Source organism: Geodermatophilus sp. SYSU D00779 (assembly GCF_054050595.1).
The window spans coordinates 51,785-72,485 of the sequence record NZ_JBJGZQ010000014.1; the positions used below are offsets into that span (position 1 = coordinate 51,785).

Sequence of the window (20,701 nt, forward strand, 5' to 3'; positions counted from 1 at the left end):
GTCGTCGGAGCGATCGACGTCCAGCGGGGCGGGCAGTCAGCCGACCACCGCTGCTGCGACGACCAGGTCCTGCCAGGACATGCCGACGCTCTTGAAGACCAGCGGCCGATCGGCCGGCGGGGGCACCGCGCCGGTCACGAGGTCGCGCACGGGCACGAGGTCGGCGGCGACCAGCGTGCCCTCGGCGATCGCCAGCACCACGTCCCCGGCCTCGCGCAGCGCGGTGGCGACGTCCTCGACCACCACGGTGGCCCGGCCCAGGAGCGGCGCGTCCAGTTCGCGGGCGTCGGGCTCGTGCGAGCCGACCGCGACCACCACGGCGTCGTCGCGCAGCAGGCTCGAGTCGAACAGCGGCGATCGGGCCGAGGTCGCGCAGACGACGACGTCCGCGGCGCGCAACGCCTCGTCGGCGTCCGCGGAGCCGAGCCGCACCGCGTCCAGCGGGGTCCGGGACGGGTCGCGGACCAGGTGGGTGGCGCGGGCCAACGGGCGGACGGCGGCCAGCGTGGCGACGTGCCCGGTGGCCTGCGGCCCGGCTCCGACCACCGCCACCCGCAGCGGCCGGTCGGGCAGGGCCGGGAGGACGGCGGCGACCGACACGGCCGGGGTGCGCAGCGTGGTCAGCGCCGTGCCGTCGAGCACCGCGCGCAGCGCGAGGGTCTCCTCGTCGAAGAGCAGGTAGACGGCCTGGATGCGGGGCAGGCCGCGGGCCGGGTTGCCCGGGGCGACGGTGACGACCTTGACCCCGGCCGCGTCCGGGGCCTCGGACGGCATGAGCAGGAACTGGCCGTGTGCGAGGCCGACCGCCGAGCGGGGTGTGTCGGTGGCGGGGTCGAGACCGCCGCGGAGCGCGTCGGTGATCGCCCGGACCGCACCGGCCGGGCCGAGCGCGGCGACGGCGGCCGCGTCGAGGAACCTCACCGCAGCACGAACCCGGCGACGTCCACGGTCCCGAGCGCCCGGCCCGTGAACGGTTCCCCGCCGGTGTGGTGGTCGGTGGTCGCGGTCGTCGAGGGCACCACGGCGGCACCCTGCCACACCCGGGCGCAGCGGCCCTTCCTCCACGTCAGCCGGTCCCGGCCGATCCGGTCTCGCCCCGGCCCAGAGCTCAGCTGTTCTGCTCCTCGCCCCTGTTCGTGGTCTGCTCGGACTGCTGCCCACCCTGCTCGCCGCCGACCGAGAGCTGCTGCTGCCGGCCGCCGTGCTGGACCTCGATCCGCCGCGGCTGGGCCTGCTCCGACAGCGGGATGGTCAGCAGGAGCACGCCGTCCTGGTAGGTGGCGGACACCCGGCCGGTGTCGAGAGCGTCACCGACCTGCAGCTGGCGGGTGAACCGTCCCTGCGGACGCTCGGCCAGGAGCACGTTGGCGCCCTGCCCGTACTCGGCGCGGCGTTCCGCGCGGATGGTGAGCATGTTGCGCTCGGTGGTGATCTCCACGCTGTCCGGGTCCACCCCGGGCAGGTCCAGTGCCACGTGGTAGCCGTCCTCGGCCTGCCACACGTCCATCGGCATGCCCATCGGGGTCCGCGTGCCGGACATCATCTGGCTGGTCAGCCGGTCCAGGCTCCGGAACGGGTCCCCGAACGGGTCGAAACGCATGACGCTCATCGCGACCTCCTGAGCGGTCCTCGGTTCTTCGAGCGGTCGTCCACCTGCGTGGCAGCTGCCGGCCGCGGCCGGCCGTGTCCACCCCACGTCGTTCCCGGTGAGCGCGGCGTCATGCACGACGTCGTTCCGGATCCGGGTTCGCCGCGCACGTGGTCGGGACGGCCGGTGCGGAGGCGCCGCCTCCCTAGGCTCGGACCGTGACCACCGCCGCGGGGACCGAGGCGTGAGCGTCCAGGGAGCCGTGCTCGGCTTCGGCCTCGTCGCCCTGCCGCTGACCATCACCCCTGGCCTCGACACCGCCCTGGTCCTCCGCGCCGCCATCACGCGGGGACGACGGGATGCGGTGGCCACGGCGCTCGGGGTGGTCGCCGGCGTCCTGGCGTGGGGCGCCGCCGCCGCGGTCGGGGTGTCCGCCCTCCTGACCGCGTCCACCGTCGCCTACGACGTCCTCCGGCTCGTCGGTGCCGGTTACCTGGTCTGGCTCGGCGGGCGGATCCTGTGGCGCCTGGCCCGGCATCCTGCCGAGGCGGCCGCCGGCTCGTCCCCGTCGCCGGGAGGAGCCTGGCGGTCGGCCCGCACCGGTCTGCTGACCAACCTGCTCAACCCGAAGGTCGGCGCCTTCTACGTGTCCGTGCTGCCGCAGTTCCTCCCGCCCGACACGCCGGCCCTCGGGATGGGCGTGCTGCTGGCCCTCGTCCACGTGGCGCTGAGCCTCGTCTGGTTCGCCGTCCTCGTCCTCGGTGCAGGAGCCGCCCGCCGGTGGCTGCAGCGCCCGGGGGTCAGCCGAACCGTCGAGGGCGTCACCGGGGTCGCCCTGCTCGGTCTCGGCCTGCGGCTCGCGCTGCCCGGCGGCTGACCGGGACGGCGCCGCCCGGGGCGGCGCCCGCTCCGGTGAGCCGGTGCTGCGGGCATCCTCGCTGCTCAGGGGCGTGCGTCACAGCGCGGGAGGGGTCGTCTCCGCTACGGTGGAGCTGCTCGATCGAGTCGCGACCCACCGATCGTGGCCGAGCGCAGGCGCAGTCGGGAGGCACTGTGGTCCTCCCGTCGCCCCGTCCCCGCGCCGCGTCGTCCCCGGGGGAGTCGTCGGCCTCGGTCCCGCTGCCCGCCGGGACGCTGCTCCCGGCCGCGTCCGACGAGGCCTTCGAGCGGTTCGCCCGGCTGGTCCGCCACCAGCTGTCGGTGCCGGTGGCGCTCGTGACGCTGGTGAGCGCCGAGGAGCAGGTCTTCCCCGGCGCCGCCGGGCTGCCCGAGCCGTACCAGAGCGAGCGGCGCACCCCGCTGAGCCACTCGTTCTGCCAGCACGTGGTCGCCTCGTCCGAGCCGCTGGTCATCGAGGACGCGCGGCGCCACCCCCTGGTCCGGCACAACCTCGCCATCCCCGACCTGCACGTCGTCGCCTACGCGGGGATGCCGCTGGTGGACGCCGACGGCCGGGTGATCGGCTCGCTGTGCGCCATCGACTCCCGGCCGCGGCACTGGACCGACACCGACCTGGCGGTGCTCACCGACCTGGCCGGCGCCTGCTCCTCGGAGCTGCAGCTGCGGATCATGACCGCGCGCGCCGCGCAGGCCGCCGACGTCGCCGCCCGCGAGTGGCGGCGCACCCAGCAGCTGCTGGAGGAGCGCAGCAGCGTCGCGGAGACGCTGCAGCGGGCGATGCTGCCGCAGCTCCCGGAGCCCGACGGGCTGCAGATGGCCGGCCGCTACCTGCCTGCGCACGGCAACCACCGGGTGGGCGGTGACTGGTTCGACGGCTTCTGCACCGCGGACGACGTCACGGTGCTGGCGATCGGCGACACCGTCGGCCACGACATCGCCGCCGCCGCGGACATGAGCCAGCTGCGCACCCTGCTGCGCGGTTACGCCGTCGACCGCGGCGAGGTCCCTTCCGACACGATGCAGCGCCTGGACCGGGCGATGGTCCGGCTGCCGGTGGGCGCCATCGCCTCGATCGTCCTGGCCCGCATCGAGCCCGTGCAGCCCGACGGGTCGCGGCAGCTGCTCTGGACCAACGCCGGTCACCCGCCGCCGCTGCTGCTGCGCCCCGGCGGCACGGTCGACGTGCTGCGCACCCCGCCGGACATGCTCGTCGGCATCGACCCCACCCGGCCGCGCCGGGACCACGTGACGGACCTGCCCGCGGGCAGCACGCTGCTGCTCTACACCGACGGCCTGATCGAGCGCCGCAGCACCGGCCAGGACATCGACGCCGGCACCGCCGCCCTCGCCGCCACGCTCGGCGGGCTGGAGGAGCTGCCGGTCCACGCGATCCTCGACCGCGTGCTGGCCCCGGTCCGCTACGACCGCGAGGACGACATCGCCGCCCTCGCCATCCGCGTCGAGGGCTGACCTCCGGCGTGTCGCGGCGTGTCGCGCACCAGTACGGTTCCGGGCGTGGCGCAGCGGTGGCTCGACGAGGAGCAGCAGCGGACCTGGCGGACGTGGTTGAGCGTCGCCGAGCTGCTCCCGCGGGTCCTCGACGCCCAGCTCCAGCGCGACGCCGGCCTCAGCCACGCCGCCTACGTCGTCCTGGCCATGCTCTCGGAGGCGCCCGGGCGCAGCCGGCGGATGAGCGACCTGGCCCGCCGCGCCAACCAGTCGCAGAGCCGGCTCTCGCACACCGTCGCGCGGCTGGAGGAACGCGGCTGGGTGCGCCGCGAGCGCTCTCCCGAGGACGGCCGGGGGAACGTCGCCGTCCTCACCGACGCCGGGTGGGACGTCGTCCGCTCGGTCGCGCCCGGTCACGTCGAGGCCGTCCGGGCGGCGGTGTTCGACCCGCTCACCGACGAGCAGACCCGCGCCCTCGGCGACGCGTTGCAGGCGGTGCTCGACCGGCTCGACCCCGACCACAGCCTGCGCCTGGGGGAAGTGGCGGACGCCGGCTGACCGCCGGCCTCACCCGGCGGTCGCCGTCCTCACGCCGGCGGTGAGCCAGGAGCCGCGGCGACCAGCTCAGCTGATCGTCGGCGCCTCAGCGGCCGAGGTGGCGGTAGCGGTGCAGCCGGGTGCGGAAGCGCTCGCCGTCGTCCCGCCCGAGCAGGCCGGCCAGCTCTTCGCCGAGCACCCGCCCCAGCCGCCGGCAGAACTCCACCGGCTCGTCGGCGGCGTCCGGCCGCTCGGGGACGACGCGGTCGACGATCCCGGCCCGCCACAGGTCGGTGGCCCGCACCCCCTGGGCGGCGGCCATCTCGTCGGCGCGGTCGACGGTGCGGTGCACGATCGCCGAGGCGCCTTCCGGCGGCAGCGGGCCCAGCCAGCCGTTGGCCGCGGCCAGCACCCGGTCGGCCGGGGCGAGCGCGAGCGCCCCGCCGCCGGTGCCCTGGCCCAGCAGCACGGCCAGCGTCGGCGCCCGCAGCATCACGAGGTCCTGCAGGCAGCGGGCGATCTCGGCGGCCAGGCCGCCCTCCTCGGCCTCCCTGGACAGCGCCGCGCCGGGGGTGTCTACGAGGGTGACCAGCGGCAGCCGCAGCTCGGCGGCCAGCCGCATCCCGCGCCGCGCCTCGCGCAGCGCGGCCGGCCCCAGCGGCGCCGACAGGGACTGCCCGCGCCGGTCCTGACCGAGGACGACGCACGGCGCCCCGCCGAAGCGCGCCAGGGCCAGCAGCAGCCCGGGGTCCTTCTCCCCGGCGCCGGTGCCGGACAGGCCGACGACGTCGGTGGCCGCCGTCCGCAGCAGCCGCCGCACACCGGGCCGGTCCTCGCGGCGGGAGGCGGTGACGACCTCCCAGGCGCTGCGGCCGTCCTCCGGGTCGTCGGCGTCGGTGCCGTCCTCGGGGATGGGCCGCTCGGCGTCGGCGACGTCCCGGTGCCAGGTCTGCCGCGCGGCCAGCACCCGCAGCGCCCGGTCGGCGACCTCGGCGATCTCCTCGTGCGGGACGACGGCGTCGATGAGCCCGTGCTCGGCGAGGTGCTCGGCGGTCTGCACGCCCTCGGGGAACGGCTCCCCGTACAGCGCCTCGTACACCCGCGGGCCGAGGAAGCCGATCGAGGCGCCGGGCTCGGCGATGGTCACGTGGCCCAGCGACCCCCAGGAGGCCAGGACGCCGCCGAACGTGGGGTGCCGCAGGTAGACCAGGTAGGGCAGCCCGGCCTCCTTGTGCCGGGCGATCGCCGCGGTGATGCCGATCATCTGCAGGAAGGCGACGGTGCCCTCCTGCATCCGGGTGCCGCCGGAGACCGGCGCGGCCAGCAGCGGCAGCCCCTCCTCGGTGGCCCGCTCGACCGCGGCGATGAGCCGGTCGGCGGCGGCCACGCCGATGGAGCCGGCGAGGAAGCCGAACTCGCCGGCGATCACCGCGACCCGCCGTCCGCGCAGCTGCCCCTCGCCGGTGGTGATCGACTCGTCCTGGCGCGTCCGCTCCGCCGCCCGGGCCAGCTCGGCGGCGTAGGACTCCGGGACGTCGCCCACCGTCACGGGGGAGTCCCAGCTCTTCCAGGAGCCGGGGTCGAGGACGAGGTCCCGCAGCCCCCGGGCGTCCAGGGAGCTCACGGGGAGAGCCAGGCGCGGATCGCCTCGTTCGAGGAGCCGAGCACCGGCGGCGCGGCGTGGTCCCGCCGGGTGGTCTCGGTCTCGCCGTCCGGACCGGGGGCGAAGAAGCGCAGCGGCGGGCCGGGCAGTTGCAGCCGGCCGAGCGTCTGGTGCTCGATGTCGACCAGCAGGCCCTGCGACAGCGTCTGGTCCCAGCCGTAGACCTCGTCGAGGGTGCGCACCTTGCCCGCCGGGACGCCGGCACCGGCGAGGCGGGCGAGCAGCTCCTCGGGGGTGAGGTCGGCGAAGGCCCGCTCCAGCAGCTCGATCACCTGGTCGCGGTGGTCGACGCGCTCGCCGTTGGTGGCCAGACCGGGCGCCTCGGCGTCCAGGCCGAACTCCGTGCACAGCCGCCGCCACAGCCCCTCCGACCCGCAGGAGAGCTGGACGCTGCCGCCCTTGCAGTGGAACAGGCCGTAGGGGGCGATCGAGGGGTGGTGGTTGCCCTGCGCCCGCCCGACCTCGCCCGCGACCGTCCACCGGGTGCCCTGGAAGGCGTGCACGCCGACGATCGCCGCCAGCAGGGAGGTGCGCACCACCTGGCCGCGGCCGGTGCGCTGCCGTTCGATGAGCGCGGCGAGCACCCCGTACGCGCCGTACATGCCGGCCAGCAGGTCGGCGATCGGGACGCCGACCCGCTGCGGGTCGTCCGGGCCGGAGCCGGTCAGCGACATCAGCCCGCCCTCGCCCTGGGCGATCTGGTCGTAGCCGGCCCGCCCGCCCTCGGGCCCGTCGTGGCCGAAGCCGCTGATCGAGAGGGTGACCAGCCGCGGGTTGAGCTGCTCGAGCACGTCGGTGCCGAAGCCGAGGCGTTCCAGGGTGCCGGGGCGGAAGTTCTCCAGCAGCACGTCGGCGCGGCGGACCAGCTCGCGCAGCAGCTCCTTGTCGCCGTCGTCCTTGAGGTCGAGGGTGACCGACTCCTTGTTGCGGTTGGTCGAGAGGAAGTACGTCGACTCCCGCTCGGCGCCCTCCGGGTGGAGGAAGGGCGGGCCCCAGCCGCGGGTGTCGTCCCCGCTGCCGGGGTTCTCCACCTTGATGACGCGGGCGCCGAGGTCGCCGAGCATCATCCCGGCGTGCGGCCCGGCGAGGGCGCGGGTCAGGTCGACGACGAGGACGCCGTCCAGGGGTCCGGACACGGGTGCCTCTCTCTCGGGGTCTACAGCCAGCCGGGGACGACGAAGACCAGCCAGGCCAGGAACGGTCCGACGACCACGACGATCCCGGAGTAGGCGAGTATCTGCTTGTAGAAGCGGTCCCGGTCCACGTCCTGGGCGTTGGCCAGCACCAGGGCGCCGTTGGTCGAGAACGGGCTGACGTCCACGATCGTCGAGGCCACCGAGAGGGCCACGATGACGCCCACCGTGCCGATCGCGCCGGCCTGCAGGAACGGCACGGCCAGCGCGATGGCGACGCCGATGATCGCCGTCGACGACGCGAACGCCGACACCACGCCGCCGATGTAGCAGAGCAGCAGGGCGATGAGCAGCGGGACGCCGAGACCGATGACCGCCTCGCCGACGTAGTCGATGGTGCCGGCCTCCTGCAGCACGAACACGAAGGTGAGCACGCCGGCGATCAGCAGCACCGTGGACCAGCTGATCTGGCTGACCGCGCCCTTGTGCCGGGCGGCGGCGAACAGCGCCAGCACCGTGGCGACCGTGATGGACACGAAGCCGATGTCGAGGTCGAAGACGAGCGCCAGGACGGCGACCGTGGCCAGCCCGATCAGGGTCAGGACCTGGTCGAGGGTCACCTTCTGCGGGCGCTCCGGCTCGCCGTCCACCGCGTCACCGCCGCCGCTGCCGCCCCCGACGGCCGGTCCGGGCGGGGCGCCGTGGCCGCTGACGACGGTGGCCTCCGCGTGCTCGGCCGTGGCCGGGGCCGGGACGCCCACCTTCCGGCCGAGCAGCTGGCGCCCGCCGAGGACGAAGAAGAGCACCAGGGCGATGGCCAGGTTGAACACGAGGCTGCCCAGGAAGACGGTGACCGGACTGCTGGTCAGCCCCTCGGTCTCGACGATCGTGTTGACCGTGACGCCGTAGACGCTGATCGGGGAGAACCCGCCGCCCTGCGCGCCGTGGATGACCATCATGCCCATGAGCAGCGGGTTGATCCCGTAGCGGGCGGCGAAGCCGAGGGCGATCGGCGCGATGATGGCGACCGCGGCGGGGGAGAGCGCGCCGATCGCGGTGAGCAGCGCGGTGACCGCGAACATGATCCAGGGGATGGCGGCCACGTGGCCGCGGACCAGGCGCACCGCGCCACGGACCAGCAGGTCGACGGTGCCGTTGTTCTGCGCGATCGCGAACAGGTACGTGACGCCGATCAGCGTCACGACCAGCTCCGCCGGGAACCCGGCGAGGATGTCGTCGGTGCTCAGCCCGACCGACAGCGTGCCGACGAGGAACGCGGCCACGAACGCCAGCGCTCCCATGTTGATGGGCAGGAACGTCGCGATAGCGAAGATCACGACGAGCGCCAGGATGGTGACGATCTCCGGTGACACGACGGGCTCCTACGGCGTCGGAGGGCTGGGACACCCGGTGCAGCGACTCAGTGGCCTAGCCACTGTCGTGGGGGGCACTGTGTCATGCGCCACGCCGACAGCATGCAGGGAGGGGGGCCGTGTCCGCGCCCGGTGAGCCCGGGGCCGCCGCCCTGACGGAGATCGCCGAGCTGGTGCGGGAGAGCCGCATCGAGTCGCTGTCCCAGGAGGGCCGGCCGCCGCGCAGTCCCGCCGGTCACCGCGCGATCGCCGAGGCGAGCCGGGCCGGGGACGCGCCGGCGGCCGCGGCCGCGACGAGCGCCCGCAGCGACCTGGTCTCCGACGTGCCGCTGGTGGCCGACGGGGACCGACACCCCGGTCGAGCACCGCAGTGACCGCTGACGAGCCCGCGGGGTGCAGTACGTCGGGGGCCGTGCCTCGGGGTGCAGCCTGCGCCGGTGGGCCGGCTCGGCGCCGGGCCGGGCACGGCCCTGCCCGGGTGCCGCCTGTCGACTCGCCGACCCCGGTCGCCCCGACCCGAACACGGCTGTGGGTGGCTCAGGTCAGGTCGAGCCAGCCCCCCGAGGGGGCCACCACCGCGGTGACGCGCTGGTCGTGCGGCTCGACCGGCAGCGCGTCGACCAGCTCGTCGTCGAAGACCAGGGCCACCAGCCGCGCGCCGGGGCGGACGTGCCGCAGCGCGCGGTCGTAGTAGCCGCCGCCGCGGCCCAGGCGGACCCCGGTGCGGTCGACCGCGAGCGCGGGGACGACGACGACCTCGGCGGCGCCGATCGCGGTCGGTCCCAGCCGCGGCCCGACCGGCTCGAGCAGCCCGAAGCGACCCGGGGCCAGCCGGCCGGTGTCCACCGCCCACGTCAGCTCGCGCCCCTCGGCCGGGACCACCGGGAGGAGCACCCGCGAGCGGAGCTGGGTGAAGGCCGCCGGCAGCCGGCCCGCCCCGGGCTCGGTCGGGTCGGGCACGAAGGCGGCCAGCGTCCGGACGCCGGCCAGGCCGCGCAGCAGGGCGGTGGCGACCGCCGCGCTGGCGGCGGCGCGCTCCTCGGCGGAGCGGGCCTCACGGCGGGCCGTGATCCGGGCGCGGAGCGCGACCTTGGCCTCGGTCACGTCGTCCGCGGGGGTCACCGCCGCAGGCTAGCCAGCCAGCCTGGGAGTCCCGGTCCGACCGCTCCCGCGCGGGTGGCGTCGACGGCGTGTCCGTGCGCGTGTCGCCGACGACGACCCGCTGGCCCGCCCGGCGGCGTCCGACGGCACCGCGCGCGGGGGCGTCGGTGCCCGGTCACTAGGCTCGCGCGCATGCCGACTCCGAGCACCCGCCCGACGCGGAAGGCCGTCATCCCCGTCGCCGGGATGGGGACCCGATTCCTGCCGGCCACCAAGGCGGTGCCCAAGGAGCTGCTGCCGGTGGTCGACCGGCCCGCGCTGCAGTACATCGTCGAGGAGGCCGCGCGCGCGGGGCTCGGCGAGGTGCTCATGGTCACCGGCCGCAACAAGGCCGCGATCGAGGACTTCTTCGACCGTGTCCCCGAGCTCGAGACCGCGCTGGAGAAGAAGGGCGACGCCGCCCGGCTGGCGGCCGTGCACGCCTCCACCGAGGTCGCCCAGGTGCACTTCGTCCGCCAGGGCGAGGCGCGCGGGCTCGGCCACGCGGTGCTGCAGGCCGCCGCCTTCGTCGGCGACGAGCCGTTCGCGGTCCTGCTCGGCGACGACATCATCGACGCCCGCGACCACCTGCTCGAGCAGATGCTGCAGGTGCAGGCCGAGCACGGCGGCTCCGTCGTCGCGCTGCTCGACGTCGGCCGGGAGAACATCGACAAGTACGGCGCGGTCGCCGTCGAGCCCGGCGGCACGGACGTCGTCACTATCACCGGCCTGGTCGAGAAGCCGCCGGCCGACGAGGCGCCGTCCAGCCTGGCCATCATCGGGCGCTACGTGCTGGCCCCCGAGGTCTTCGACGTGCTGCGCGAGACCGCGCCCGGCCGCGGCGGGGAGATCCAGCTGACCGACGCCCTGGCCACCCTCGTCGAGCGCGCGGAGCCGGTGCACGGCGTGGTCTTCTCCGGTCGCCGCTACGACACCGGTGACCGGCTCGACTACCTGAAGGCCGTCGTCCAGCTGGCCAGCGAGCGCGAGGACCTCGGCCCGGGCTTCCGCTCGTGGCTGGCCGAGTTCGTGGCCGACCTACCCGCTGCGGGCGCGTCGGAGGCCTGAGCGGAGGCCCTCAGGGGGCAGCATCGACCCCTGTGGTGGGCATGATCGAGGACGGCACGGACGGGACGGTCCCGGGGTACCGGGACACCACGGCGCTGGACCTGCGCTCCGGCACCCCGGTGCGGGACGTGCCGTCGCCGTCGCCCGCCGTCGACGGAGCCCCCGTGCACGAGACGACGGCGATCGACCGCGGCGCCGTGCCGCCGCCCCCCGCCACGGCCGAGCCGGTGCCGCCGCGCAGCGTCGAGCAGCACCTCGACGAGATCCTCACGGCGGTGCCCCAGCCGGACCCGATCGAGCTGGCCGTGCTGGACGCGCAGGGGCTGCTCTGCGCGGAGGAGGTCGTCAGCCAGCGCGCGTTGCCGGCCTTCGACCAGGCCGCGCTCGACGGCTACGCGGCCCGTGCGCTGGACGTCGAGGGGGCCACACCCGCGGAGCCGGCGCACCTGTCGGTGGTGGGGGAGACCGTCGCCGGTCCGAGCGGCCCGGCGTCGATCGGCCCCGGGATGGCGCAGAAGGTGGCCGCCGGCGCGATGCTGCCGGCCGGCGCGGACGTCGTCGTCCCGGTGGTGTGGACCGACGGCGGCATGGCCACCGTCGCCGTGCACGCCGGCCCGCTCGCTGGCACCTACGTGCGCCGGGCGGGGGACGACGTCGCGCCGGGCACCACCGCGGTGCAGGTCGGCACCCCGATCGGCCCCGCCCAGATCAGCCTGCTGGCCGCCGTGGGCCGCGACCGGGTGCAGGTGCGGCCCCGGCCGCGGGTCGCCGTCCTCTCCGCGGGCAGCGAGCTCGTGGAGATCAGCACGCCGCCCGGCCCCGGCCAGGTCGTCGACGTCAACAGCTACGCCCTGGCCGCCGCGGCGCGCGACGCCGGGGCCGAGGCCTACCGGTGGGGCGTCCTCCCGGCCGAGCCGCGCCGGATGTCCGAGGTGCTGGAGAGCCAGCTGCTGCGCAGCGACCTGGTGCTCGTCGCCGGCACCTTCGCCAGCGAGGGCGACCCGGTGCAGGAGGCGCTCGCCGCCCTGGGGCCCATGCAGTTCTCGCAGCTGACCATGCACCCCGGGCCGGTGCAGGCCTTCGGCCGGCTGGGCCCGGACTCCGTCCCGGTCATCTGCGTGCCCGGCGAGCCGGTCGCGGCGCTGGTCGCCTTCGAGGTCTTCGTGCGCCCGGCGATCCGCATGATGCTGGGCAAGCGCCAGCTGTTCCGCCGCACCGTGCAGGCCATCGCCGCCGAGCGGCTGCTGTCGCCCCTGGGTTACCGGCAGTACCTGCACGGCCAGGTCATGCGCCACCCCGACGGCGGCTACGTCGTCGAGCCCCTGGGGGACGGCGACGAGGCGATGCTGGCGCGGATGGCGCGGGCGAACTGCCTGATCGTCATCGACGAGGACGTCACCGAGGTGGCCGCCGGCGGGCTGGTCACCGTCATGCCGCTGTTGCTGGGGGGCTGAGCGGCGCCGTGGTCGACCCCTCCCTGCGCCCCGGCTGGCCGGCGCACCTGGCCTGGGGCCCGGTGGAGCTGCACCCGCCGCGCCGGCGGGACGCCGAGGAGTGGAGCCGGGTCCGGCTGGCCAACGAGGCGTGGCTGGCGCCGTGGGAGCCGACCGCGGCCGGACCGTGGGCCGCGCGGCACACTCCGGGGGCCTACCGGGTGATGCGGCGGGCCGTGCTGCGCCGCGCCGCGATGGGCCTGTCGCTGCCGTTCGTCATCCGGGTGGAGGGCCGGTTCGCCGGGCAGGTGACCATCGACAACGTCGTCCGGGGCGCGCTGCGCTCGGGCAACCTCGGCTACTGGATCGACCGCGCCGCGGCCGGCCGGGGGATGGCCTCGCTGGCCGTGGCCCTGGTGTGCGACCACGCCTTCGGGCCCGCGCGGCTGCACCGGCTGCAGGCCGACATCCGTCCCGAGAACGGGCCGAGCCGGGGGCTGGTGCACCGGCTGGGGTTCCGTCACGAGGGCCTGCTGCGCCGGTACCTCGACATCGACGGCGACTGGCGCGACCACGACACGTTCGCCCTGCTGGCCGAGGACGTGCCCGGCGGCGTGGTCGAACGGTGGCGGTCCCGCCTACCACGGTGACCGGCGGACGGCGGGGTGTCACCGTGTCGACACGCCGCGCCGAGCCGTCAGCGGAGCACTCCAGTCACACGACACTCAGGGACACACCGCGCGCCTCCCTCGAACGGAGGAGGACAGGCCGTAACTTCGCCCGGCAGGTGACGCATGTGACGGGTGGTGTTCAGGATGGGTTCGGGTGTGCTGCTGGCCGCTCTGGTCGTGCTGTGGTTCGTCGTGCTGGTGCCCATGGTGGTGACCCGCGGTGACTCCTCCGACGTCCGCTCGACGGGCGCCGACGCCGGGCGCACGCTGCAGCGGCGCCGGACGGTCGACCCCGCGGTGTTCGCGGAGACCGAGCGGGTCTCCATCGACCGCGCGGCGCTGCGGACCTCCGGCGAGCTGCGGGTCGACGTCCACGCCGTCCGCCGCCGCACCCTCGCCGGGCTGCTCGCCCTCACGCTGCTCGCGCTGGTGGGCGCGCTGGTCTGGAGCCCGTGGCTGTGGATCGCGCAGGGCGTCCTCGACGTCGCGGTCGTCGCCTACCTGATGGTGCTCCGGGCCGTCGCGCGCCGGGAGCGGCTGGCCGCCCGCCGCGCCGCCCGGGCCGCCGCGCGCTCCGTGCGTCCGCCGGCCGCCCGTCCCGCCGCGCGCCCGGTGCCGGCGCCCCGGCCGGCCCCCGTCGAGGAGCCGGCCGCGGAGGTGCACTCCACCGTCGGCCTGCCGCACCCGAGCCTGCCGCTGGCGCCGGTGCACCCGTTGCGCCCGGGCCGGGTCGTGGCCGCCCGCACCGCGGCCCCGGCCGGCTGGCAGAACAGCGCCGTCGTGGGCCTGGACGACGACGACATCGGTTTCGCCGACATCGACGTCTACCAGCCGCGCCGGGTCGCCAACGGGTGAAGGACCCCTCTGCCCCCCACCACTCGCAGGCTCGTGGCGGGGCCTCGCAGAGGGGCCGTTCCAGACCGTCACCAGGCAGGGGCCGCCCCCGTGGCGGCAGCGGCGGAGGCGGACGGTAAGCTCGTCTCCGTCAGGGGCTGTAGCGCAGTCCGGTAGCGCACCTCGTTCGCATCGAGGGGGTCAGGGGTTCGAATCCCCTCAGCTCCACCCCGGCACCCGCAAGAGCCCCGCCCGGTCCGTCCGGCGCGGGGCTCTCCGGCATCCGGGTGCGGGTCAGCTGCGTGCCCGCGCCACGGCGGCGACCGCGGCCTGCGAGGCCAGCACGCCCAGGTGGCGCGCCTCCTCGGCACCGAGCACCGCCCGGTGCCGGGCCGACTCGGCCGCTGCGACGACGAGCGGCGCGGCCGCGCGGCCGAGGTGCCGGACCTCCTCCCCGGCCCGCACCGCCCGGTGCCGGGCGGACTCGGCGGCGGCCACCACGAGCGGCGCGGCGGTCCGACCGAGGTGCCGGGCGCCCGCCGCCGTCCGCGCGGACGCGGCGAGCACCTGCCCGGCGAGCACGTCGGCGCGGGACGGTGGGGGCGGTGCCCACGGGCGGCGGGCCCACAGCCGCCGGGGCCACGGCTGCCGGACCGCTGCGCGACGGGCGCGGGCCCGCACCACGCCGAGCCCGGCCACCGCGGCGAGGGCGCCCGCAGCGAGCACGGTCCCGCGACCGGTCGACCCCGAGACGGTGTCGGCTGCGGCCGCGGTGTCGGCTCGGGCGGCGGTCCCTGCGGCGGCACCGGTCCCGGCTGCGCCGGTATCGGTCCCTGCGGCGGCAGCGGTCCCGGCTGCGCCGGCCGGCAGCAGGGTCTCCGAGGCCGCGTTCGACGACTCGATGCCGTAGTGCCGGTAGAGGTCCGCCTCCTGGTCCGTGGACAGCTCCCGGGCGCCGCCCACCGACGGCGCGGTCGTCACCTGGGCGCGGGTCACCGCGACCGTCACCCGGCCACCCGAGCCGTCGGCGTCCAGCGCCGGGACGACGGCGCTCGCGCCCTCGACCTCGACGTACACCCACTCCGGTCGGCCGGTGGCCTCGTCGGCGAGGACGGCGGTGATCGCGCCGAGCTCGGTCCCCTCGCGGTCGACGACGGTCCAGCCGACCCACTCCCTGGCCTCGTCGCGTGCGGGCAGGCCCATGGCCGCCTCCTCGTGCCGGCGTCGGTGGTCGCCCGCGGCGGTGTCCCCGCCGGTCGGGCTCCCCGCAGCCTGGCCGCCCGCGAGACCCGGCCGCAACCCGGTCCGGCGCGCCGTGCACGGGCGCGGCGCCCCCCTGCCCGGGCGAGGCGTGGCCGGGCACTCCCACCCGATCGGGTGACGGAGTCCGCCGGATTCCTCAGCGTCCCGACGGCGGTGCCGATGCCCCTGGTGTCGAGGACGCAGATCGCTGCGTCCCACCACCGTCGGAGGAGTCGCCGTGCACCACCGCGCCCCCCGGGCTCGTCGCACCGTGCTCCCCGTGGCGGTGCCCGTGGGCCTGGTCATGAGTCTGGCCGTCACCTGGGGCTCCACCCACGCAGCCTTCACCGCGAGCACCGACAACGTCGGCAACTCGTGGCAGACCGGCAGCGTCGTCCTCACCGACAGCGACAGCGGATCGGCCCTGTTCACCACCGACAGTGCCGTCAGCCCCAACGACAGCTCCCTCAAGCCCGGCTCGACCCGGTCGCGCTGCATCCGGCTCAACTACACCGGGAGCCTGCCCGCGGACATCCACATGTACGTCGGGACGCCGCCCGCCGACGCCGGGACGCCGCACGCCGGCGCGACCACGCTGGACCCCTACCTGGTGATGAGCGTGGAGCGGGGCATCGACGTCAGCGCGGCGACCACCGTGGCGGCCGACTGCAGCACCGGGTTCACCCCCACCTCCACCGTCACGCCGACGTTCCTCTACAACACCCAGCAGGCCAACGGCTCCTCGGCGGATCCCTCCAAGACGCTGGCCGACCTCAAGGCCACCCACCGGGACTTCGGGAGCGGTCTGGTCGTCAGCACCGGCACGGTGCAGAACACGTACCTGACCCTCCGGATCACCTACGCCGTGAAGAACGACAACAGGGCGCAGAACACCCAGTCCAGCGCCACGTTCACGTGGGAAGCGCGCAACACGTGACCGCGCCGACCCTGATCAGCGATGCCCCGCGGCCCCGTCTGCCCCGGTCCGCGGCCTCCGAGCGGGGCCTCCGGCCGGCCGCCGTGTGCCGCGTGGCCGTCGCGGCCGTCCTGGTCGCCCTGGCCGGCCTGGTGTTCCTCGCCCTCGCCCCGCGACTCGTGGGCTTCTCGGGCCACGTGGTCGTCTCCGGCTCGATGGAGCCGCGGCTCTCGCCCGGGGACGTCGTGCTGACGCGTCCGGTGCTCCCGCAGGACCTGCAGCCCGGACAGGTGCTCCTCTTCCCCGATCCCGAGGGGACCGACCGGCTGGTGCTCCACCGCCTCGTCTCCTTCGACGAGCGGGGGGACCTCGTCACCCGGGGCGACGCCAACCAGAGCAACGACACCACGCCGGTGCCGGCCTCGAGCGTCGTCGGTGCGGCGCAGGTGCGCGTCCCCCTCGTCGGGCTCCCCGCCTACTGGCGGCTCACCGGGCAGTGGGCCCACCTGGGCCTGCTCGCCGTCGTCCTCGCGGGAGCGTCCGTCCTCACCGTCGGCGGGTCCCCCAGCGGGGTCAGGGGGCGACGGGGCCTCACCAGCGCCGACCGGCTCGCGGCCGCCTCGGCCGCGGACCCCGTCGTCCGCCGCGCTGGGCTGCCCCCGGTGCCCCCCAGCGGTCGGCACGGAGCCGGCGCGCGGGACCGCATGCCCCTGCCGGCCGGTGGCCGGACCCGGTGACGGCCGCGCCTGCTCAACATCTGCTGTGCGCCGCCGAAGACATGAGCGAGCCGGACCGGTTCTGACGGCCCGACCGCGGCCTCGCTGAGGGAGGGGAGGGACGTGCACCCGTCACCACTCCCCGCGTACCCGCGTCTGCTGAGGAGCAGCAGGGGGGCCGCCTGGCTCGTCGGCGCCGCCCTGTGCGCCCACCTGACGGCCGGGTGGGTCGAGCTGCCGGTCGAGCCGGCCGCCGCGAGCACCAGTGCGGTCAGCCTGGTCGACGACCGCGGGGGCGCGGCGCTGTTCACCTCCACGGGCCTGCGCCCGGGGGAGACGGAGACCGCGTGCGTGGCACTGGCGGTGACCGGTTCCCCCCGGTCGACCACCGAGGTGACGCTCAGCGCCCAGGTCGCCGAGGACGCCCTCGCGCCCTACCTGTTCCTCACCGTCGAGCGGGGCGCGCTCGGTGACCCGGCGCGCTGCGCGTCCTTCACCGGCGTACCCGCCTGGAGCGGGACGCTGGCCCAGCTGCCCCGGACGGCCGCCTCGGGGATCCCGACGGGCTGGCGGCCCGGGGGCTCGGCCTCGACGACCTACCGGGTCAGCGTCACGGTCCTCGACGACCCCCGGGCGCAGGGCCTGCGGGCCGCGGCCAGCTTCGTGTGGGCCCTCGACTTCGAGCCCACCCCCGAACCCACCCCGGACCCGGCACCGACCCTGCAGCCCACCCCGGATCCGGTGCCCGCGCCGGACCCGACCCCGGAACCAGAGCCGGCTCCCGAGCCCGCGCCGACGCCCAGCGCCGTCCCGACGCCGACGCCGAGCGCCGTCCCGACGCCGCAGCCGGAGCCGGTCCTCCCGTCGGAGACCCCGAGCCCGACCCCGGCACCGCCGGTGACCGACCGGGGTGGGGACCTGCCGCGTGGTGACGGCGACGTCGTCCAGGCGCCGCCGTTGCAGGCGTCCCCCTCGACGGTCGGGGAGGTGGTCACCGCGGTGGGGGAGACGGCGCTCGCCGTCGTCGAGGACGGCCAGTTCCCGCTCGCGCTGGTCGCCGTGGTCGCGGGCTTCCTCGCCGTGCAGGGCCGGCTCGACCGGCGGGACCCGAAGCTGGCCCTGGCCCGGGTCCACCAGGAACTGAACGACTTCCAGGACTTCCCCGAGTTGCCGAGGACGGCGCCCACATGAGCCAGACACCCGCGTCCCCACAGGGTTCCCTGGACAACCTGCCCCTGGCCGACCGCCTCCGGTGGCTGCTCGCCGTCCGCGTCGGCGTGGTCGTCCTCCTGCCCGTCGCGGCGTGGGTGATCACGCGGACGGGTGACGGTCCCTCGGTGGAGGCCCTCGTCGTGCCCGGGGTCGCGCTGCTGGTCGTCGGGCTCGTGCTGCACAAGCTGGCGGCGCTCGGCCGCCGCTGGGCGGTGGCGGCGATCACGGTGCCGGTGATCCTCGACGCGGTGCACCTGGGGTGGGCGCTCTACGTCGCCGGGGGCATCTCCGGGCCCGTGGTGTACGTGATCGTGCTGCACGTCATCTGCGCCACGCTGCTGGGCTCGTTCCGCACCGGTCTCAAGCTCGCCCTCTGGCACTCCCTCGTGGTGATGTCGGTCCTCAAGGCGGTCGACACGGCCCTGCTGCCCGCACACGGCGCCGTCCAGGGCTTCGACTCCCTGCCCTACGGGGTCTTCCTCGTCGCCGTCTGGGTGACCGCGATGATGACCTCGGGGCTGGGCGCGGTGAACGAGCGCGAGCTGCGGCGCCGCCGCTACGACGAGGAGGCGCTGCGCCGGCTGGCGAGCGCCCTGCACGAGGCGGACACCGGTGCCAAGGTGGCCGAGGCGCTGCTCGACTTCACCGTCGACGCGGCCGACTCCCCCCTCGCCGCGGTGCACTGCCACGTGCCCGAGGGCACCGCCGTGCCGGCGGTGGACCTGGCCGTCCGCAAGCGCCGGGACGAGGACGCCGAGCCCCTGCGAGGGGGCGGTGCACCCCCGCCGGGGTCGCTGCTCGCCGCGGCGGTCGACCGGGGCAGCACGGTCCTGGCGGCCGTGAAGGGTCCTGACCGGTGGGTGGACGAGGTGCTCGAGGGCGCTCGTCGGGTCGTCGCCGTCCCGTTCGGCCTGGACGGATCCGGCAGCGGTGTCCTGACCTTCCAGGACGACGCGCGCAGCGGCTCGCGCATCGAGCGGCGCCGGGTCGGCGTCGCCGAACAGGCGGTGGCGCACGCCGCGACGGCGTTCGCCCGCGTCGCGCTGCTGGAGCACCTGCAGGCCAGCGCGCTCACCGACGGTCTCACCGGGGTGGCCAACCGCCGGGCCTTCGACGCCGCGTTCGACCGGGAGCTGGCGGTCGCCGCCCGCTCCGGTGCGCCGGTGTCGGTCCTGATCATCGACCTCGACCACTTCAAGAAGCTCAACGACACCTACGGTCACCAGGCCGGTGACGACGTCCTGCGGGGCGTCGGCGCGGCGCTGCGGTCCTGCGTGCGACCCGGCGACGTCGCCGCTCGCTACGGCGGTGAGGAGTTCGCGCTGGTCCTGCCCGGCGCGACGGCGGACGACGCCGTCGCGGTCGCGCGCCGGTTGCGCACGGTCCTCCGGGAGGTGGAGGCGCCGAGGCCCATCACGGCGAGCCTGGGCATCGCCTGCCAGCACGGGGCCGGCCTGTCCGCCGCGGAACTCCTCGCCACCGCGGACACGGCCCTGTACGCCGCCAAGGCCGGCGGGCGGGACCAGGCCCACCTGGCGGGTGTGGAGGGACCGGTCACCGGCGTCGCCGTTGACGAGCCGACCGTCGCGCGGATCCCCCTCCCGCCGGTGCCGGCACGGGCGCACGCGGCCTTCTGACCGGGAGCCGTCGCGCTCCCTCCTCCGGGTGGGGGGCCGGGGCGCGGAGGGCTCAAGCCGTGGAGGACCGGTGCCGATTCCTGGACGGGCACCCGCGGGCGTGCGGGACGGACGGGAGGGGAGGCCGCCGATGGACCGGCCGCACCGGCGTGACCGGCGGGCTCCCGGAGCCCGTCTGGTCGGTCTGGTGGCTGCGCTGGGGCTGCTCGCCACCGTGCTGACGCTCCCGTCGGCGTACTCGGCCTTCTCGGCCACGACCGGCAACCGCGCCAACTCCCTGGCCGCCGACCGGTTGCAGCCACCGACCGGCCTCACCGTCACGCAGACGTGCTCGTACGCGCCCATCGCGTTGCAGGGCTCCCCGTCCTCGACGAAGGTCTCGCCGCTCCTGTTGACCCCCCCGGCCGGGACCCTGGAGGGCGACGTGCTGGTGGCGCAGGTGGCCTACTACGGCACCTCGACCGTCCCGACGCCCAGCGGCTGGACCCGCGTCGTCCTGCCGGACACGAGCGGGGGCGTCGTGACCTCCGCCGTCTACTGGAAGGTCGCCGTGCCCGACGAGCCGGTCGCGACCTTCACCCGCACGGACACGACCACCGGCGACATGGTGGGCGGGATCGTCGGGTACCGCGGGGTCGACAGCAGCAACCCCGTGGCCGCTGCCGGTGGGACCTCCGGCTCCGCGGAGACCATGACCTCGCCGACCCTGACGACCTCGGCGACCGGCGCGGTCGTCGTCCACCTCCTGACCCGGAGCGGCACGGTGCGACCCCCGACCCCGGGGAGCACCAGCCCGCTCTGGACGAACAACTCCGACAGCGAGAGCGTCACCGCGTCGTACGAGCCCCTCGCGGGGCCCGGTGCCGTCCCGCAGCGCACTTCGACGACGCCCGGCTCCACGACCGCCTGGATCGCCCAGACGGTCGTCCTGCGTCCCGCTGTCCAGCAGGTCGGCGCGTCCCTGGTCTGGACGGCCACCCCCAGCTCCTGGGCCGACGGCTACCAGGGCGAGCGGGTCGTCGGTGGGACGGTCCAGCGGAGCAGTGCCGTGCCGTTCGGAACGACCACCGTCACCGACACGGGCCTGACGAACGGCACGACGTACACCTACCGGATCCGGGCCTACCGCGGCTCCTGGGTGTCACCGGACCTGGTGTCCACCCCGCTCACCCCGTCCTGCTGACCCGGC

General features: G+C 75.9%; 20 protein-coding genes and 1 tRNA gene. 14 read left to right on the forward strand and 7 right to left on the reverse strand.

Annotated elements, in window-relative coordinates:
- Positions 1-36: 36 nt before the first annotated feature.
- Together ACI79G_RS12975 and ACI79G_RS12980 are read right to left on the reverse strand one after the other, a co-directional pair.
- Entirely contained in the window at positions 37-921 is an 885-nt protein-coding gene (locus ACI79G_RS12975; RefSeq protein ID WP_456881538.1) for an ornithine cyclodeaminase family protein, read from the reverse strand.
- Positions 922-1,108: 187 nt separating this feature from the next.
- The gene (locus ACI79G_RS12980; RefSeq protein ID WP_456881539.1) at positions 1,109-1,609 is read right to left on the reverse strand and encodes an Hsp20/alpha crystallin family protein; all 501 of its coding nucleotides are present in this window, start codon (positions 1,607-1,609) and stop codon (positions 1,109-1,111) included.
- Positions 1,610-1,832: 223 nt separating this feature from the next.
- On the opposite strand from ACI79G_RS12980, the gene ACI79G_RS12985 reads away from it, so the two are divergent.
- The 3 genes from ACI79G_RS12985 to ACI79G_RS12995 all read left to right on the forward strand — a co-directional run bounded on the left by ACI79G_RS12985 (position 1,833) and on the right by ACI79G_RS12995 (position 4,495).
- On the forward strand, positions 1,833-2,465 hold the full coding sequence (locus ACI79G_RS12985; RefSeq protein ID WP_456881540.1) for a LysE family translocator: 633 nt from the start codon (positions 1,833-1,835) through the stop codon (positions 2,463-2,465).
- A gap of 176 nt (positions 2,466-2,641) precedes the next feature.
- The gene (locus tag ACI79G_RS12990) at positions 2,642-3,958 is read left to right on the forward strand and encodes a PP2C family protein-serine/threonine phosphatase (RefSeq protein WP_456881541.1); all 1,317 of its coding nucleotides are present in this window, start codon (positions 2,642-2,644) and stop codon (positions 3,956-3,958) included.
- A gap of 45 nt (positions 3,959-4,003) precedes the next feature.
- Complete coding sequence (locus tag ACI79G_RS12995; RefSeq protein ID WP_456881542.1) at positions 4,004-4,495, forward strand: MarR family winged helix-turn-helix transcriptional regulator; 492 nt, start codon at positions 4,004-4,006, stop codon at positions 4,493-4,495.
- An 85-nt stretch (positions 4,496-4,580) separates the two neighbouring features.
- On the opposite strand, the gene ACI79G_RS13000 is transcribed toward ACI79G_RS12995, so the two are convergent.
- From ACI79G_RS13000 to ACI79G_RS13010, 3 genes are read right to left on the reverse strand one after another with little or no spacing between them, the layout of a single operon-like run.
- On the reverse strand, positions 4,581-6,098 hold the full coding sequence (locus tag ACI79G_RS13000) for a carboxyl transferase domain-containing protein (RefSeq protein WP_456881543.1): 1,518 nt from the start codon (positions 6,096-6,098) through the stop codon (positions 4,581-4,583).
- Positions 6,095-7,273 (reverse strand): CaiB/BaiF CoA transferase family protein, encoded by a 1,179-nt coding sequence (locus ACI79G_RS13005; RefSeq protein WP_456881544.1) that lies wholly within the window; start codon positions 7,271-7,273, stop codon positions 6,095-6,097. Before ACI79G_RS13005 ends, ACI79G_RS13000 begins: the two co-directional genes overlap by 4 nt.
- 20 nt (positions 7,274-7,293) lie before the next feature.
- Positions 7,294-8,643: an SLC13 family permease gene (locus ACI79G_RS13010; protein WP_456881545.1), complete on the reverse strand. Its 1,350-nt coding sequence runs from the start codon at positions 8,641-8,643 to the stop codon at positions 7,294-7,296.
- A 119-nt stretch (positions 8,644-8,762) separates the two neighbouring features.
- Here ACI79G_RS13010 and ACI79G_RS13015 point away from each other — a divergent pair, with 119 nt between their 5' ends.
- Positions 8,763-9,017 (forward strand): hypothetical protein, encoded by a 255-nt coding sequence (locus ACI79G_RS13015; protein ID WP_456881546.1) that lies wholly within the window; start codon positions 8,763-8,765, stop codon positions 9,015-9,017.
- Positions 9,018-9,180: 163 nt separating this feature from the next.
- Here ACI79G_RS13015 and ACI79G_RS13020 read toward each other — a convergent pair whose 3' ends face one another.
- A complete protein-coding gene (locus ACI79G_RS13020) occupies positions 9,181-9,765 on the reverse strand; it encodes a 5-formyltetrahydrofolate cyclo-ligase (protein WP_456881547.1) in 585 nt (194 codons plus the stop codon).
- Between the two features lie 171 nt (positions 9,766-9,936).
- On the opposite strand from ACI79G_RS13020, the gene galU reads away from it, so the two are divergent.
- From galU to ACI79G_RS13045, 5 genes are all read left to right on the forward strand, one after another.
- The gene (gene galU / locus ACI79G_RS13025; protein WP_456881548.1) at positions 9,937-10,851 is read left to right on the forward strand and encodes a UTP--glucose-1-phosphate uridylyltransferase GalU; all 915 of its coding nucleotides are present in this window, start codon (positions 9,937-9,939) and stop codon (positions 10,849-10,851) included.
- 41 nt (positions 10,852-10,892) lie between these two features.
- Positions 10,893-12,305 carry a molybdotransferase-like divisome protein Glp gene (gene glp / locus ACI79G_RS13030; protein ID WP_456881549.1) on the forward strand — a complete coding sequence of 471 codons (1,413 nt, stop codon included), beginning with the start codon at positions 10,893-10,895 and terminating at the stop codon, positions 12,303-12,305.
- Positions 12,306-12,313: 8 nt separating this feature from the next.
- Positions 12,314-12,934, forward strand: coding sequence for a GNAT family N-acetyltransferase (locus tag ACI79G_RS13035; protein WP_456881550.1), 621 nt, complete (start codon positions 12,314-12,316; stop codon positions 12,932-12,934).
- 165 nt (positions 12,935-13,099) lie between these two features.
- Entirely contained in the window at positions 13,100-13,810 is a 711-nt protein-coding gene (gene sepX / locus ACI79G_RS13040) for a divisome protein SepX/GlpR (RefSeq protein ID WP_456881551.1), read from the forward strand.
- A gap of 133 nt (positions 13,811-13,943) precedes the next feature.
- Positions 13,944-14,017, forward strand: a tRNA-Ala gene (locus ACI79G_RS13045).
- 66 nt (positions 14,018-14,083) lie between these two features.
- Here the strand turns inward: ACI79G_RS13045 and ACI79G_RS13050 are convergent.
- Complete coding sequence (locus ACI79G_RS13050) at positions 14,084-14,992, reverse strand: PRC-barrel domain-containing protein (protein ID WP_456881552.1); 909 nt, start codon at positions 14,990-14,992, stop codon at positions 14,084-14,086.
- A gap of 319 nt (positions 14,993-15,311) precedes the next feature.
- On the opposite strand from ACI79G_RS13050, the gene ACI79G_RS13055 reads away from it, so the two are divergent.
- The 5 genes from ACI79G_RS13055 (at position 15,312) to ACI79G_RS13075 (ending at position 20,695) form a co-directional block, all read left to right on the forward strand.
- On the forward strand, positions 15,312-15,968 hold the full coding sequence (locus ACI79G_RS13055) for a hypothetical protein (RefSeq protein WP_456881553.1): 657 nt from the start codon (positions 15,312-15,314) through the stop codon (positions 15,966-15,968).
- A 92-nt stretch (positions 15,969-16,060) separates the two neighbouring features.
- Positions 16,061-16,684 carry a signal peptidase I gene (locus tag ACI79G_RS13060; protein ID WP_456881554.1) on the forward strand — a complete coding sequence of 208 codons (624 nt, stop codon included), beginning with the start codon at positions 16,061-16,063 and terminating at the stop codon, positions 16,682-16,684.
- 102 nt (positions 16,685-16,786) lie between these two features.
- Entirely contained in the window at positions 16,787-17,854 is a 1,068-nt protein-coding gene (locus ACI79G_RS13065) for a hypothetical protein (protein ID WP_456881555.1), read from the forward strand.
- The gene (locus ACI79G_RS13070) at positions 17,851-19,512 is read left to right on the forward strand and encodes a diguanylate cyclase (protein WP_456881556.1); all 1,662 of its coding nucleotides are present in this window, start codon (positions 17,851-17,853) and stop codon (positions 19,510-19,512) included. Before ACI79G_RS13065 ends, ACI79G_RS13070 begins: the two co-directional genes overlap by 4 nt.
- A 187-nt stretch (positions 19,513-19,699) precedes the next feature.
- Positions 19,700-20,695, forward strand: coding sequence for a hypothetical protein (locus tag ACI79G_RS13075; protein WP_456881557.1), 996 nt, complete (start codon positions 19,700-19,702; stop codon positions 20,693-20,695).
- The last annotated feature ends 6 nt before the right edge of the window (positions 20,696-20,701 follow it).